Genomic DNA, 15,898 nt, shown 5'->3' with positions numbered 1-15,898 from the left:
TCGCATCATTTAACTTTACATGATGTACAATATCTGTTTAGATAAAGATTTCCGCATCATTTAAGGTAATGATACAGTTTTCTCATTAAAAAAGAACGCCATTGAGCGCTCTTTTTTAATGCCTGTTTCTCTATTCGTCGATACTCATCAATTGATCCTGTCTTTTTATGATACCGTTGACGCATTCGAACGTTTGTTCTATTATTAAATTGACCCTATCAACACATTATATTAAAAAGGAGTAGGACAAATGCGAGAAATTATACGAAGTGATGTTAACGAAATATGCGCGTATTCCGGTATTGTAGAAGCTGGTGATTACATTTTTATCAATTTCTGTGTCGGCAATGTTGGCCAGTCTATTGAAAACCAAATTAACGGCGCATTTGATCATTTAGCAGAGCGTTTGAAAACAGTAGGATTGACACTTGAATCAGTTGTCAAAATGGACTGTCTGTTTAGAGATGTTTGGAATATCCCTGTGATGGAGACAATCATCAAAGAAAGGTTTAATGGCAAGTACCCTGCCAGAAAATCAATTCAAACTGAGTTTGCACATCAAGGCGGGGTAGAAGGCCTCTTATTTCAACTTGATGCAATTGCCTTTAAAGGTTAAATGTTTTTAGCCGTCTTATATGAACCGGAAGTACATTTGACTCACTGCCAATCATCGAAGCGAAGGCGTCAAATACACTGGCGATTTAGCGGCTTTTTTGCTATACTGTATCATACAGATAAGTACCGGAGGAGTCCATTATATGTCACGTAAAACACCAAAAGCCAGCACCAAAAAAGAAACGCATAAAGAGACCGTCCTAAAAAATTGGCCGGAACAGCGAAAAATGGGACGAATGAAGTATATCCTTAAATTCGGCATCACCAGTTGGGGGGCGCCAACATTTGCAATCTACTGGCTGCTGATGACGGGAATCAATGCCGTTACAAAGAATGACATGAAAATAACGCCCTATCAGCTTGCCGTTTCTTTTATGTTTTTCCTGCTCTTTGGTCTCGCGTACAGTACGACGACTTGGTACCGCAATGAGAAAATCTTTCGCGAAAAATATCCTTATAAAAAGTAATAATGCTTCAACACAAGCGCCTGTTATTTGATTACCAATCGAGTAACAGGCGTTTTTTCTATGCCAATCATCAAATGAGGAAATTGCATTTTCAAATTTCAACCTTTTTCATTTAAGCTTTCAATCCATTTATAACCATAATAATATTTAAAATAATTTGTTAATTATTTACATTTTACAGAATGTGGTATATACTGTCACTATAATCCATATTTTGGGAGTTGCTATGTACGTTGTGGAAACACCTTATACCCGAATGCTTTTTAAAGATTCCAAAGCATCAATTACAATGATTGACATAGACGCGCTGACCAAGCTCGAACACGAATCACAAATCTCAGTCGTCTTGGATGACATGTATCACCTATATACGACGACGCAGATGGAAGCGGTCAAACAGCTTCACGGCACTATTTTGACAAAAACACCCGATCATTACAATCGCGATATACACTGTCTTTCAGTTTTTCAAAGCAGACAGCAGATTCTCGCCGATCTCTTCGGCGCAAAACGCGCAATCAATGTTTTTGTCGGGAATCGCTCACACAGCTACCAGCATTGGTTTGAATACTGTCTAAATGCCGTACAGCTCAATGAACGTTCAATCATTGTAGACTTAGAGCCAAATACCATACTGCATCAATTTGCAGCAGATTCTTCAATGCCGCCTGAAACGCTATGGACATACCACCAAGGCCAATTGCCATCATCAAATTATATCCGAAGTTTTCAAAGATCTCCTTCAAAAATGCTTTCACTCGCTATCAGCGCACCTGAATTCGCAGATATGACCTATACTTACTTTGAAGGAATCATAGAAACGTTTAAACAGTTATATGATGTTTTTTACCTATGTTATATGCCAAAACATCCAAATGAACTCGCGCTTATGCGCACTGCCGATGAACTCTATACTGTTGATTCAGCCGGCAGCATTATTAAAATCTCATATGATGCATGGCTGAACGGGAGTTAATATGTCCGACATCACTTATCAGGAAATTAGTGAAGTAAAAGAAGCTATTTTAGCAGATCTTCAAGTTTTTGACCAGAAGATTATTGAAACAAAAATTGATACGATTATCGGCACGAAGCGACAATTGAGTCTAACCGACAAACTGCATTTTAAGCAACGCATTATTAATGCCATCTTTCACTACGACATCCTCCAACCATTACTTGAAGATCCTGCAATCACTGAGATCATGATCAATGGTCCCAATCATATTTTTGTTGAAAGAGGCGGCAAACTCGAACCCATTTCGATGACTTTTGAGAGCGAAGCACATTTAATGCGGATCGTCGACAAGATTGCAGTCGAAATTGATCGTCCGATCAATTTTTCAAATCCTATTTTGGATGCACATCTCAGTGATGGCTCACGGGTTAATGTCGTTTTAAATCCCATTGCAAAAGATGGTCCCGTCATGACAATCCGAAAATTCAGTGAGCACTTTACCGACTTATCGGCGTTAGTCGAAGTCGGTATGATGAACCAAGAAGTGGCAGACTTTCTCTCAATGCTGATCACGGCACGTTATAACTTTTTTATCAGCGGCGGAACTGGCACCGGTAAAACGACCTTGCTAAACTGCCTCAGCAGCTGTATCCCGCGTGATGAACGACTGATTACCATAGAAGATGCCAGGGAACTCAATCTCAGATACCATCAAAATCTTATTTCGCTTGAAACGCGTTCGCAGGGCAACGCTTCGCAGACCATCAGCGTCGCCGACCTCATTAAGACAGCACTTCGTATGCGGCCCAATCGCATCATTGTCGGAGAGGTTAGGGGAGAAGAAGTCAACGATATGCTGCAAGCGATGAATACGGGGCATGATGGTTCGATGTCCACTGGCCACGGCAACAGTCCTGAAGACATGCTGATGCGCCTTGAGAGCATTGCCAGCCATCACGGCAATCTCTCCGATACACTCATTCGAAAACAGATTGTTTCAGCCATTGATTTTATTGTACATATCGAACGTCTGGCAAATGGCAACCGCTTTATTGCACAGATCGCCGAAATTCGAAAAGACCTTGATCATTATCAGCTCATTAAGCATTTTGATTATGATGCGTCACACGATGTCTTACAACCAATATCAGCATCAGAGATGGCAAAAAATATCGCCAATAGGAGAAAATTAATTCGCTATGAAATGGCTTCCGTCAAAAAAGAAGAGCAATGATCCGCCGGAAAAGAAAAAAAAGGATCGTTCAGAAGTTCAGCTTAAAAAAGTCAATATTGAGGCGCTTGATCTATCCGCACTTATTTATGATCTTGCATTTTTCATCAGTGGTATTGCTGTCTTTTATCATACCCTTTGGTGCATTCCCATCGGCATCGTTATCATCTTTTTAAAGTTAAGGCTGTTGCACGCCTTTAAAAAGTCAAACGAGTTGCTGTACTTAGAATCCTTTATCGACTTTCTTAATCATTTAAACAGCCAGTTGTCTGTCGGTATGACCTTCGAAAAGGCACTTTTAAGCCTTGAGAACAGCAGAAATGCTGGTAAATTGACTCATCTCATGCATACGGTAAAATTAGGCGCTACTGCCGAACGCCTTTATCAATCAATGCGTGAAACATTTCCCATTGAAGACTGCAGCCAATACTGTGATTTATTGTTGACAGGGCGACAACTTGGCGTCGATCCAGCATTTATAACCGGAAAGACACTAGAAATCATTTCTTACAAACAGCAAATCGTCAGTGAAATTCAACGTATTCTCTACCAGAAAAAGATGGAGCAGATGATTTTGGTCTTTGCACCGGTCGCTATTGTCGTCTTTGTTTCCAGCCTTTCACCTGACTATTTAAGCGTGTTGTACGAAACAGAAATAGGTCGACTTATTATGACATTTGCGCTGTCGCTCATCATTTTAATGAAGGTCATTGCTGAACGCATCGTTAAAATTGAGATTTAAGAAAATCGCCTTATTTATAAGGAGGAAGCATAGTGAAAAGTCTTTCAAAAAGAAAACTGCAGACGAAATTGGACGACGCTAATCAACGTCTTGATCAATTTCTAATTGAAAAGCATTTGAAGAAAAAACCGATTTCGCCTTTTGTCACTGTCTTACCGCAGTTTCTTCAAGAACTCGTCCTCAATTTAAACTGCGGCGTCACCTTGGAGACAGCTATCAAGGCCATCATTGGCGCGCACGAGGATTCAGAAGCTTTTGAACCGCTTATCACAAAATACAAAAGCCGTCAAAACGGCTTAGCGGCCTTTAACGAAATGGCTTCAGATGCCGACCATCAAATTATTTGGCGCGTGGCGCAAATGCTCAATCAATTTCATATCACCGGCAGTCAAATGACGGTGCAGTCCCTTGACTATCTCTACAAAGAGCTCTGGCAATTTCGGCATACACAGGCAAAGATGAAATCCGAACGCATTTCGACAATGATGACATTTTTATTGATGCTGTCGTTTATCAGCGTGGTCATCGTCATTGTCGCACCAATTTTATTGACTCTTGGCTAAGGCCCTGTCATACAATTATATTAAAATTAATGGAGGTAACTATGAAAACACATATTCAAAATGTGGATATTAAAAGACGTATGTATCAACGTCGATTAATGGAATCATTCATGCGGATTAGATCAGATGACCGAGGTGTTGGAACGATTGAGATCGTCATTATCCTTGCCGTTCTCGTCGGTTTGGCACTGCTTTTTAGAAATTTCGCTAAAAAAATATTTGATGGGTATGTAACTACTATTGACACTGATGCTACAAAAATCTTTTAAGTAAATTGTTAGGAAACTTTTTATGTATCAAGATATGATCTATCTAAAAGAACCCATCATCCCCTTCGAATACGAAATGATTTGTCATTCCGATGCGCTGAATCTCATAAAACTCGATTACAACGCGGGCATGAATCAATTAGAGCTTAATGATGGCGGTATGCCTTCACTTGATGTGATACTGAATACAGAAAAAGTAACCATGGCAAGCATCGTTGAGCTCTTTCGGTCATTAGAACAGACGACTATACAATTACCGGATTATTTATTGAATCCGAATGCACTGTGTTTGCACCCACAGTGCATTTTTTGGAATGAAACCGTTAATACCTGGTACTTTTGCTACATCCCATGTGAAACCTTGCCATCAGCTTATTTTCCGATCTCACTACCGAATCGGCGTTTGCTTTTGAAATACATCCTTTTTCACGATCACCAACGGCTCTTTCGCGAAATTGACTCGTCATTATTGAACACATTCTTGAATAATACTGACTTGTCACCATTTCAATGGCTTACATCAACACAGCCCGTACCTCAGGGAATAGACAACACACATGAGACTGGCAATGACAAGGGGCGCTTTAAGCAATTTTTTTCCCGTGATTCATCCAAACAAAAGCCAAAGCAAAAACAAGTACAGAAACCAAAACCAAAGCCAAAACAAAACCTAAAGCAAAAATCGGTGTCAAAGCAAAAACAACAAAAAACAGCTGCAAACCGTGCTGCCAATAAAACAACCGTTTTTTCGAATTCCCTGAAAGAAACACAAGCGGTTATTAAGCGGGCTTATCTCGTCGCAATGATCACGCAGGAACGCATCGCGCTCTATTATGATGACAATACCATTGGAAGAGGTGAGAATAATCATATTGCCATCAATGATGCGACCGTAAGCACACGCCATGCTACCATTACAAAGCGTGATTCAAACTATTTTGTGCTCGACCATCATTCAAAAAACGGCACTTTTGTCGACCACAAACGCATCAAAGCGCTTACCCCCTTAAAAAACGGGCAATCTTTGAGGATTGGTGAGAAAGAATTCATTTTTATATGCTGATTTCTATGTTAGAATTGAACTATGCTTAGGGTATCGAAAGTTAAGTATTCTCTTTTGGTTATTAATGATGGAAAATCAATCAATGATCAGATACGCTGGAAGCATGCTAAAATAAGCAAATGAAGGAGTTCGACATGGAACAGGATATTAAATCGATATTGTATTCTCAGGAAGCCCTGAATACCTGCGTCAAATCCTTGGCGGCACGGATTTCAGAAGATTATCAAGGTAAAGACATTTTGCTGGTCGGCGTATTAAAAGGCGCCAACATCTTTATGTGCGATCTCATGCGTGAGATTAATTTACCACTAGAGATTGACTTTATCGCAGCTTCAAGTTATGGTAGTTCGACAAAGAGTTCCGGCGTCGTAAAAATCTTGAAAGATCTTGACTACAGTATCGAAGGTCGCGATGTCATTATCGTGGAAGATATCATCGATACAGGCCTCACACTTAATTATCTCATTGAAAACTTCAAATCCAGAGGCCCGAGAAGCCTTGAAATATGTACGTTGTTAGATAAACCCGAAAGACGAATAGCACCGCTTAAAGTCAAATACCGCGGTTTTCAAATCCCAGACGAGTTTATCGTAGGCTATGGCATTGATTTTGCAGAAAAATATCGTAATCTGCCTTACATCGCAACGCTAAAAGAATGTGTTTATTCAAAATAATTGTGGTCTTTTTATAAAAAAAGCGTTTTCATTTGACGGTTTCACGGGTATTAGATATGATGGCAGTGAAGTCCATTTAGATCAAACGAAGAGGTGAGTGAAATGAATTTATCGCAATATATTGATCATACGCTTTTAAAGCCTGAGGCAACAAAAGCCGATGTTTTAAAAATTTGCCGTGAAGCCGTTGAGTACAACTTTTATTCTGTCTGTGTCAATGCAGGTCACGTAAAGACCGTTTCCGAAGCCGTTGCAGACACTGATGTTAAAGTTACCGCTGTCGTCGGATTTCCACTGGGGGCGACAACCTCTGTAACAAAAGCATTTGAAGCAAATGAAGCGATTGAAAACGGCGCTGATGAAATTGATATGGTGCTCAATATTGGTGCACTTAAAGCAATGGATTACGATTTGGTTAAAGCAGATATTGAGGCAGTCGTCAAAGCCATTGATAAACGCGCCGTGTTAAAGGTAATCATTGAAACCTGTCTTTTAACCGCTGTCGAAAAAATCAAGGCTTGTGAACTTTCCGTTGAGGCAGGAGCAGATTTTGTCAAAACGTCCACAGGTTTTAATTCAGGCGGTGCAACAGCAGAAGATATTCAGCTCATGCGTAAGACAGTTGGTCCAGATATTGGCGTTAAAGCTTCCGGCGGTATCCGTGATTATCAGACTGCAATGATTATGATCGAAGCAGGGGCGACGCGTATTGGTGCTTCGCAGTCAATTGCGATTGTGACCCAAGGCGAAGCAGATCAAAACGCTTATTAATAATCATGCTAATGGCGATCAATACTTTTCCTTAAAGCCATAAAGTTGCGAAAATAACCTGCGTCTGCGCATTTAATAAGCGCACCCGCAGGTTTTTATTTTCTGATCAATTATATCTACAGCTATGTATTCTATAGGTATTCTGAACTAAACAATATTTGCATATGATGCAATGTCTTGATGATATGCTACAATAATGAATATCACTAATTGCAAAGCATTTTTCTTGTCGTCGAACCGATTATTTTGATAATAGATGTTTTGGTTAACATAATATATTTATGTCTACCGGTTGACTTATACATTTAATTTATCTTAAACAAAACTTATGGTATATTTATTATAGAGTATCTTTAACAAACAAATCACTTATAAAGCTGATTTATTTCTATACTAAATCTAAAATCGATAGATAATCTAAATCTGATCCATATGCGATCCAAACTTTCGGGGGCGACATGAACTTTAAAGACTGGAATATTATTCATTTTTCAAAACTCGTGCTAATCGGCACGACCATTGTATTGTTTTTAACGCGGACACCGATTTGGGATATCCTCTTTAAGGGCATTACACCACTTCTATATGCGTTTATCATTACGTATATTTTAGATTACCTCGTTCGATACATTGAAAAACATACGCGATTAAATCGAACACTCTCCATATTGTTGACCTTTATTATTTTTATATCACTCATCACACTCGTAGGTGCTCTCATTATCCCGCGGATCGTCAGTGCCGTTAATACGATCATTATCGCGCTCGGCAATATGGATATTGACTTGAATCAGATTTTCCGGCAGGACTTTAACAATATTTACCTCAATGAAATTCAGCAGAGTATTATCAACACCGTGACGCCAATGGTACAAAAAATAACCAATGCCACTGGTAATTTCGTCTTGTTGATAGTGAATAAAATTCAGCAGATTACATCAGGCCTTATCAGTTTTATCGTCTCATTGATCATCTCAATTTACATGCTTGCCGATAAGACGGATTTAGTCGCTCGTATCAAACGCTTTATTTATGCTAACTTTAACGATCAGCAGGCATCTGTTATCTTTGATGTGTCATACAAAGCGCATCGAATTTTCAAAGCGTTTGTTATTGGCAAACTCATTGACAGCCTCATCATCGGCTGCTTATCCTTTGTTATTTTTACCATTTTCCATTTCGAATTCGCTTTACTCATTGCCTTTATTATTGGCCTGACTAACATGATCCCATATTTTGGTCCATTCCTAGGGGCTGTACCGGCATCCATCATCACTTATATCGCTGCACCGGATCAGCCAATTTTAGTCGTGTGGATGCTCATTGCTATTCTCGTCATCCAGCAATTGGACGGGTGGGTAATCGGGCCTTATATACTAGGCGATTCGGTTGGCGTCAGCGCTTTCTGGATTATCGTCGCCGTTACAGTAGGAGGCGCAACATTTGGCGTTGTCGGTATGTTTATGGGGGTTCCAACACTCGTTTTAATCAAGACAATTATTGAAGACAACATACAGCATAAACTGCATAAGAAGGGATACGATGGTCTGGAGAGCAAAAATATACGTGCCTATCGCAAATCCAAATCATCTTCAAAAGAATAATACAGATCATTTTACAATATGCTGAGGGGAGCCATAGGAAAAAAACATTATGAAATTCTTAGTCGTCGATATTAACACAACAACCTCATACCGTATTAAAAAGCTCGTCAATGATAATATCGATATCATTGTCGCCACTAATTCATTTGAAGCTATTAACCGCCTGACTAATCATATTGATATTGACCTCGTCATTATTGATGTTAAGCTGGGTGCTGAGGATGGATATGAGTTAATCGACCGCATAAAAATGCTTTACCCAGATATAATGGTCTTAGTGCTTACCGGCCTCAATACGCGTAAATCTTTTGTTCAGGCTTTAAAAGTAGGTGCTTCTGATTACGTTTTAAAACCCTTTGATGATGATTATCTCAGACAAAAACTTAGTGGTCATATTGAGCATTTTGTCAAGTCAAAAGATATTCCGGATTATTCACCTAACCAGATTGACCAAGCAGTATTTCATGCAGTAAAAAAAGCAGTTCAAGAGAATTACGAACTGTTAATTGGTCTGATGGTCATTTATCATAAAAATCCCAAAAGCAACCGCAGCACAAACTTCAAAGACTTAGCAATTTTACGCACCTTAACCATGGAAGTTACCAAATTGCTAAAAGATGACGATGGTATCTTTCATCTCGGCAATAACGGCATTGTCATTATCCTGCCGAAGCGCGGCTTAAAAGATAAAGAACAAACTAAAACTCAGTTTGTCAATGTGCTCGACGATTTTATCAAAACCAATGAAATTGACGATACTTTTGTTGCAGGGGCGTTTATCAGCCTACCAAACGAAATTAATCCAAAGAAAAATGCGCTTACAGTCCTGGCAAAAGAAGTCGAAAAACTCATTTAACAGTGCGATGCAATAAATAGTTGATTATTTTTCTGTTTGGGATTATGATTAATCTATGCCTTTTGTAGCACTTTATCTACAACAGATTACAAAAATGAAACATTTTACAAAAAAGTGCGCTGATTGGCGTCTTTTTTAATATAGAAGAGCGCTAAAATAAGGTAGCAATAAAGTATATTAACGCAAAAACGTGCCATTATTTACAAATTAATGTTAATATTTAACACTTTTTTTATGAACATGCCCTTATAATATAGGTAGGCAACAATCCATTAAGTGAACATCATGCACATGCATTTTTAAATAGTCAACTGGTAAAAGAAATGCGGTAAAAGGAGGCTCAATGTATTTTTATTATATATTCCGCAACTCATGATAAATGATTAATGATTTTTCATTACGGAAATCTTTGTAATTGGGAAACATGATTTCAGAAGATTTATGATTTTATAGTTTTATAGTTTTATAGTTTTATAGTTTTATGGTTTTATGGTTTTATGGTTTTATGGTTTTATGGTTTTACAATTTAGGTATATACGATATTATGTTATTATTTTACGCTATTAAGAGGTGTCTAAAACTTTATGAAACAGTTAAGTGTTGGGTTGGATGTCGGTTCAACAACCGTCAAAATTATTGTCTTGGACGAACAGGAAAATATCGTCTATAAAGACTACAGAAGACATTTTTCTGATGTTAAAAATACAGTAAGCGCACTATTTGAAGATTCAAAAAGTGTCCTAAGTGAAGCAAAAGTTAAACTCATGGTAACGGGTTCAGCAGGTTTAAGTCTGGCGGAAAGCCTAGGCGTGACCTTTATTCAAGAAGTTGTCGCCTGTACAAAAGCAGTTAAAAGGCTGGCGCCTCAAACCGATGTCGCTATTGAACTAGGCGGTGAAGATGCTAAGATCATGTACTTTGGCAATACGGTTGAGCAACGTATGAACGGCACTTGTGCCGGCGGCACCGGCTCTTTTATCGACCAAATGTCTTCGTTATTAAAAACAGACGCTCAAGGTCTTAATAACCTTGCCATGCACTATAAAGATGTCTATCCGATTGCATCAAGATGCGGCGTCTTTGCGAAAACGGATGTTCAGCCACTGCTGAATGAAGGTGCTATGAAGGAAGATATTGCGGCCAGTGTCTTACAAGCCGTCGTTAATCAAACCATCAGCGGCCTTGCGTGCGGTAAGCCCATTCGAGGAAAAGTCGCCTTTTTAGGTGGCCCATTATCATTTTTATCTGAACTCAAAAAAAGATTTGAAATAACACTCAATCTGGACGAACAGCATGTGGTGCCAATTGAAAATCCTCAGTATTTTGTAGCACTTGGCGCAGCGATCGCTTCTAAAGAAGTTGAACAAACAGATGTCAGTTGCATTTATGATCGTATGTCTTCCATTTACTGCGAAGTCCCAGGTGATCACGGCACCATCAAGCCGCTCTTTGAATCAGAAGCGGACTATGAGGCCTTTTTAGTGCGTCATCAAGCGCATACCGTTGAAAAAATAACGCTTGATTCTGTCCGAGGACCACTTTATTTGGGCATTGATGCCGGTTCGACGACGACAAAAATAGCACTTGTCAACGCCGATCGGAAATTATGCTACAGCTTCTATGCATCCAATGAAGGCAAACCGCTGGCAACGACTATTAATGCTTTAAAAGCACTTTTTCCTCAATTGCCAAAAGATGCTTTTATCGCATACGCCACAGTAACAGGCTATGGTGAAAACCTTATCAAAGCAGCGCTTAAACTTGATTATGGCGAAATTGAAACGGTTGCCCATTATAAAGCCGCAGAGCATTTTTGCCCGGATGTCGATTTTATTTTAGACATCGGCGGTCAGGACATGAAGAGCCTTCAAATCCATGACGGCGTTATCGATTCGATTATGCTCAATGAAGCCTGTTCTTCCGGCTGTGGTTCCTTTATTGAAACTTTCGCAAAATCAGTTAATCTGCCGGTTGAAGAATTTGCTGTCAAAGGTCTTTTTTCAAAGAAGCCCGTTGATTTGGGAACGCGCTGCACAGTCTTTATGAATTCTCGCGTCAAACAATCGCAAAAAGAGGGGGCAACGGTCTCTGATATTTCAGCTGGCATTTCAACTTCTGTTATTAAAAATGCTCTTTTTAAGGTTATCCGTATGCGTACACCGGAAGATCTAGGTGAACGCATCGTCGTACAAGGCGGAACTTTTTATAATAATGCGGTTCTACGCGCCTTCGAACAAATATCGGGCAGAGAAGTAATTCGTCCTGATATCGCTGGTATTATGGGCGCTTTTGGCTGTGCGCTCATTTCGAAAGACAGAGCAGAAGAAGGTTATGTCAGTACAATGCTGGATGTTGACACATTAAACCAATTTTCGGCCAAAACAACTTCCAGACGATGTGGTCTCTGCGGCAATAATTGCCATCTCACCATTAACACATTTTCAGATGGCCGTGAATTCATTGTCGGCAATCGCTGTGATCGCGGTGCCGGCATCGAAACTGTTAAAGAAGCATTGCCGAACCTCTATAAATATAAACTTAAACGTGTTTTCGACTACCGACCGCTCAAAAAGGACGAAGCCAAACGCGGCGTTATCGGCATTCCACGCGTTTTAAACATCTATGAAGATTATCCATTCTGGCATACCTTTTTTACAGACTTGGGTTTCAGAGTAGAACTTTCTAAACACTCTTCTAAAATGATTTATGAAATGGGCATGGAAACCATTCCTTCGGAAAGCGTTTGCTATCCGGCAAAATTGGTGCACGGTCACATTGAAGACCTTATCCTTCGAAAAGTCGATAAGATTTTCTATCCGAGTATCCCATACAATCGAACGGAAGATCCAAAAGCAGGGAATCATTATAACTGTCCCGTTGTGACATCATACCCTGAAACCATCAATGCCAATGTGGATCACGTTAAAAACAGCGATGTTCATTTTTACCATCCGTTCTTGCCGCTAGATCATCCAGAGCGCATGAAAAAACGCCTTGTCGAGGAAATTCGCAAATGGGGCATTGATGATGAAGAAATTCTTAATGCTGCTGAACACGCATACCGTGAGCACGATCAATATCGTGAAGACATACAAAAAAAAGGGGAAGAAACACTTGCCTATATGGCAGAAAACGGCTTGAGAGGCATCGTGCTCGCCGGCAGACCTTACCATATAGACCCAGAGATTAATCACGGCATTCCTGACTTAATTGAATCCTTTGGCTTTGCCGTTCTGTCAGAAGACGCCATTTCACATCTCGACGTGATCGAAAGACCGTTGCGCGTTGTCGATCAGTGGGTTTATCATACGAGACTTTATGCCGCTGCAACCTATGTTGCGAAGCATCCCGCACTTGAACTCGTTCAGCTTAACTCATTCGGTTGTGGACTTGATGCGGTTACAACCGATCAGGTCAAGGAAATACTGGAACAATACGGCAAGATTTACACCACGATAAAAATAGACGAGATCAATAATTTAGGCGCTGTCCGCATTCGGATTAGAAGCCTAATGGCCGCCATTCAGGAACGTGAAAAGCGCGGTTTTGTACCTGAAAGACAAAACGAGCCAAATGAACGCGTTATTTTTACAGAAGAGATGAAAAAGACACATACGATTCTCGTGCCGCAGATGTCGCCGATACATTTTCAATTCGTTCAGGCCGCAATGCGCACAGAGGGCTATAATATGGAAGTGCTGCCATCCGTTGATACATCTGCAATCGATGAAGGTCTGAAATATGTTCACAACGACGCATGCTATCCTTCGATTATCGTTGTCGGACAAATGATGAAAGCGCTTAATTCCGGCAAGTATGATCTCGATCATACATCGCTTATCATTTCCCAAACTGGCGGCGGTTGTCGGGCAACCAACTACATCGCGTTTATTCGTCAAGCGCTTAAAAGTGCCAATATGGCGCATATTCCGGTGATCAGCCTCAATGCAGTGGGGCTCGAGGGCAATCCAGGGTTTAAATTAACACGCAAATCACTGGAACGCATGGTACAAGCAATGCTCTATGGCGATCTCCTTATGCGCGTTCTTTATAAAACGCGCCCTTATGAAGTTACAGAAGGAGCAGCTAACGCCCTTTATGATAAATGGGTCGACCGCATCAACAACAGCTTTGAAAAGGGCAGACGTGCTGATTTCAAACAGATCGTCAATGATGTCGTCAATGATTTCGATAAGATTCCGCTCAAAGCCATTGAAAAACCAAAAGTTGGGCTCGTCGGAGAGATACTGGTTAAGTTTCATCCGACAGCCAATAACAATATTGTCGACTTGCTGGAAAAAGAAGGTGCAGAAGCTGTCATGCCGGATTTAGTAGACTTCTTTGCGTATTCTGCTTACAACAGTGTTATCAAACATCAAGTATTGTCGGGATCTATGAAGGCACGCGTCATTAGTGAAGTCGTCATAGCACTTATTGAATATTATCGAAAACCTATGTCGAGAGCACTCGATCGAAGTAACCGATTTAGTTCACCAACTCATATCAAGACGCTTGGCAAACTCGCAGAGCCGCACCTGTCGCTATGCAACCAGACTGGTGAAGGGTGGTTTTTAACCGCAGAGATGATCGAACTCATTCACAGCGGCGTCAACAATATCGTCTGTATGCAGCCATTTGCATGTCTGCCAAATCACATCACTGGCAAGGGCATGATCAAAGAACTTAAGAATAGCTACCCTGGCGCCAATATCGTCGCCATTGACTATGACCCAGGCGCCAGTGAAGTCAATCAGCTCAATCGCATTAAGCTCATGCTTTCTGCTGCTTATGACAATTTAAACGTCGTCAATAAGTAAATATCACCCAATTATTTATGGTAATTTACTTGTAAAATGATGACAAAAAAGCTTAGGCCCGTTATGTGCCTAAGCTTTTTTATGGTAAAATGGAGTAGGGTGAACAGCCTACTAATTCATCAACTTGGAGGTTAACATTGAGTACACACATCAACGCAAAACTTGGAGACATCGCCGATATCGTCCTTTTGCCGGGTGATCCCATGCGCGCCAAATACATTGCCGAGACATTTTTAGAAAAACCTCAGTGCTACAATACCGTAAGAGGGATGTTCGGCTATACCGGAACTTATAATGGCGTACGCATATCCGTACAGGGAACTGGTATGGGAATGCCGTCGCTGTCGATTTACGTCAATGAACTCTTGCGATTTTATGATGTTAAAACGCTGATCCGCGTCGGTTCATGTGGTGCGATGCAGCCTGAGGTTAAAATAAGAGATATTATACTGGCACAAGCAGCATGTACGACATCCAACATGAATAATCGCAGATTTCCAAATACCAGTTTTGCACCGATTGCCACTTTTGATCTGCTCTATCGTACCTATCAAGAGGGTACGGCAAAAGGTTATCCGATCCATGTTGGCAATATTTTGTCAGAAGACAGTTTTTATGATGATGCCAACAGCAACCGCAACCAGCAGTTTATTGATTATGGCATTTTAGCCGTTGAAATGGAAGCGGCAGAACTCTACACGCTCGCCGCAAAGTATCATGCCGATGCACTCTGTGTCCTTACGGTCAGTGATTCATTGGTAACATCAGAAGAGACATCCGCAGAAGAACGCGAAAAGACTTTTAATGAAATGATCACACTCGTTTTGGATACTGTATCTGCATCAGAAATAGCTTAGAAGTATTTAAAAAGCGCTTTGAACACCTTTTTAAAGCCTTTGAAATATTTTAAGCCTTTAGAGAATTAAATTTATTCGTCTTAGATAATTTGAAGGTCTTAGGATAATTTGAAGGCCTTAAGATAATTTGAAGGCTCTAGAATAATTTATAGGCCTTAGAAAATCTTTTGATAATCTGCAAGTGACAATTGCATAAACCAACCTTAGTAACAGAAACTAACCTTAATAAATTAAAAGCCCGGCATTACTGCCGGGTTTTATTATATATTATAATGATCTGATATTCAGTGTTGTTTCTGATTTCTAGTTCTGTCATTGCCTAGCTCATAACTCTTGCCGTAGCTAGCTCGCTTATCTTGCCTCAAAAAATGCGTGTAGTGGCTGCAGTGTTACTGCAGCCCAATAATCATG

General features: G+C 40.2%; 14 protein-coding genes. All 14 read left to right on the top strand.

Translation table 11 applies throughout. From position 1 onward, the window contains the following. Window positions 1-250 precede the first annotated feature (250 nt). The 14 genes from KHM83_RS16275 to deoD all read left to right on the top strand — a co-directional run bounded on the left by KHM83_RS16275 (window position 251) and on the right by deoD (window position 15,487). On the top strand, window positions 251-616 hold the full coding sequence (locus KHM83_RS16275) for a RidA family protein (RefSeq protein WP_213238107.1): 366 nt from the start codon (window positions 251-253) through the stop codon (window positions 614-616). Window positions 617-758: 142 nt separating this feature from the next. Continuing rightward, entirely contained in the window at window positions 759-1,082 is a 324-nt protein-coding gene (locus tag KHM83_RS16270; protein WP_213238106.1) for a hypothetical protein, read from the top strand. Between the two features lie 226 nt (window positions 1,083-1,308). Next, window positions 1,309-2,058 carry a hypothetical protein gene (locus KHM83_RS16265; RefSeq protein ID WP_213238105.1) on the top strand — a complete coding sequence of 250 codons (750 nt, stop codon included), beginning with the start codon at window positions 1,309-1,311 and terminating at the stop codon, window positions 2,056-2,058. A 1-nt stretch (window position 2,059) separates the two neighbouring features. After that, window positions 2,060-3,274, top strand: coding sequence for a CpaF family protein (locus tag KHM83_RS16260; protein ID WP_213238104.1), 1,215 nt, complete (start codon window positions 2,060-2,062; stop codon window positions 3,272-3,274). Beyond that, the gene (locus tag KHM83_RS16255) at window positions 3,240-4,013 is read left to right on the top strand and encodes a type II secretion system F family protein (RefSeq protein ID WP_213238103.1); all 774 of its coding nucleotides are present in this window, start codon (window positions 3,240-3,242) and stop codon (window positions 4,011-4,013) included. Before KHM83_RS16260 ends, KHM83_RS16255 begins: the two co-directional genes overlap by 35 nt. A gap of 32 nt (window positions 4,014-4,045) precedes the next feature. Beyond that, complete coding sequence (locus tag KHM83_RS16250; RefSeq protein WP_213238102.1) at window positions 4,046-4,576, top strand: type II secretion system F family protein; 531 nt, start codon at window positions 4,046-4,048, stop codon at window positions 4,574-4,576. A gap of 41 nt (window positions 4,577-4,617) precedes the next feature. Continuing rightward, on the top strand, window positions 4,618-4,845 hold the full coding sequence (locus tag KHM83_RS16245; RefSeq protein WP_213238101.1) for a Flp1 family type IVb pilin: 228 nt from the start codon (window positions 4,618-4,620) through the stop codon (window positions 4,843-4,845). A 22-nt stretch (window positions 4,846-4,867) separates the two neighbouring features. After that, a complete protein-coding gene (locus KHM83_RS16240) occupies window positions 4,868-5,908 on the top strand; it encodes an FHA domain-containing protein (RefSeq protein ID WP_213238100.1) in 1,041 nt (346 codons plus the stop codon). Window positions 5,909-6,042: 134 nt separating this feature from the next. Next, entirely contained in the window at window positions 6,043-6,582 is a 540-nt protein-coding gene (gene hpt / locus KHM83_RS16235; protein ID WP_213238099.1) for a hypoxanthine phosphoribosyltransferase, read from the top strand. Between the two features lie 93 nt (window positions 6,583-6,675). Then, complete coding sequence (gene deoC / locus KHM83_RS16230; protein WP_343213167.1) at window positions 6,676-7,353, top strand: deoxyribose-phosphate aldolase; 678 nt, start codon at window positions 6,676-6,678, stop codon at window positions 7,351-7,353. Between the two features lie 458 nt (window positions 7,354-7,811). Then, window positions 7,812-8,957, top strand: a complete 1,146-nt coding sequence (locus KHM83_RS16225; protein ID WP_213238097.1) for an AI-2E family transporter — start codon at window positions 7,812-7,814, stop codon at window positions 8,955-8,957. Between the two features lie 49 nt (window positions 8,958-9,006). Beyond that, on the top strand, window positions 9,007-9,813 hold the full coding sequence (locus tag KHM83_RS16220) for a response regulator (protein WP_213238096.1): 807 nt from the start codon (window positions 9,007-9,009) through the stop codon (window positions 9,811-9,813). Window positions 9,814-10,397: 584 nt separating this feature from the next. Next, on the top strand, window positions 10,398-14,630 hold the full coding sequence (locus KHM83_RS16215) for a 2-hydroxyacyl-CoA dehydratase (protein WP_213238095.1): 4,233 nt from the start codon (window positions 10,398-10,400) through the stop codon (window positions 14,628-14,630). A gap of 137 nt (window positions 14,631-14,767) precedes the next feature. Beyond that, window positions 14,768-15,487: a purine-nucleoside phosphorylase gene (gene deoD, locus KHM83_RS16210; protein ID WP_213238094.1), complete on the top strand. Its 720-nt coding sequence runs from the start codon at window positions 14,768-14,770 to the stop codon at window positions 15,485-15,487. Window positions 15,488-15,898 lie beyond the last annotated feature (411 nt).

Origin of the sequence: Fusibacter paucivorans, from assembly GCF_018390735.1 — a bacterium.
GTDB lineage: Bacteria > Bacillota > Clostridia > Peptostreptococcales > Acidaminobacteraceae > Fusibacter > Fusibacter paucivorans.
This window is presented reverse-complemented; position numbering and strand designations above follow the sequence as displayed.

Excerpts from the sequence above, each read along its gene's own strand:
- KHM83_RS16275 (WP_213238107.1), top strand. The coding sequence starts at position 251 with ATGCGAGAAATTATACGAAGTGATGTTAACGAAATATGCGCGTATTCC.
- KHM83_RS16270 (WP_213238106.1), top strand. The coding sequence starts at position 759 with ATGTCACGTAAAACACCAAAAGCCAGCACCAAAAAAGAAACGCATAAA.
- KHM83_RS16265 (WP_213238105.1), top strand. The coding sequence starts at position 1,309 with ATGTACGTTGTGGAAACACCTTATACCCGAATGCTTTTTAAAGATTCC.
- KHM83_RS16260 (WP_213238104.1), top strand. The coding sequence starts at position 2,060 with ATGTCCGACATCACTTATCAGGAAATTAGTGAAGTAAAAGAAGCTATT.
- KHM83_RS16255 (WP_213238103.1), top strand. The coding sequence starts at position 3,240 with ATGAAATGGCTTCCGTCAAAAAAGAAGAGCAATGATCCGCCGGAAAAG.
- KHM83_RS16245 (WP_213238101.1), top strand. The coding sequence starts at position 4,618 with ATGAAAACACATATTCAAAATGTGGATATTAAAAGACGTATGTATCAA.
- KHM83_RS16240 (WP_213238100.1), top strand. The coding sequence starts at position 4,868 with ATGTATCAAGATATGATCTATCTAAAAGAACCCATCATCCCCTTCGAA.
- hpt (WP_213238099.1), top strand. The coding sequence starts at position 6,043 with ATGGAACAGGATATTAAATCGATATTGTATTCTCAGGAAGCCCTGAAT.
- KHM83_RS16225 (WP_213238097.1), top strand. The coding sequence starts at position 7,812 with ATGAACTTTAAAGACTGGAATATTATTCATTTTTCAAAACTCGTGCTA.
- KHM83_RS16220 (WP_213238096.1), top strand. The coding sequence starts at position 9,007 with ATGAAATTCTTAGTCGTCGATATTAACACAACAACCTCATACCGTATT.
- KHM83_RS16215 (WP_213238095.1), top strand. The coding sequence starts at position 10,398 with ATGAAACAGTTAAGTGTTGGGTTGGATGTCGGTTCAACAACCGTCAAA.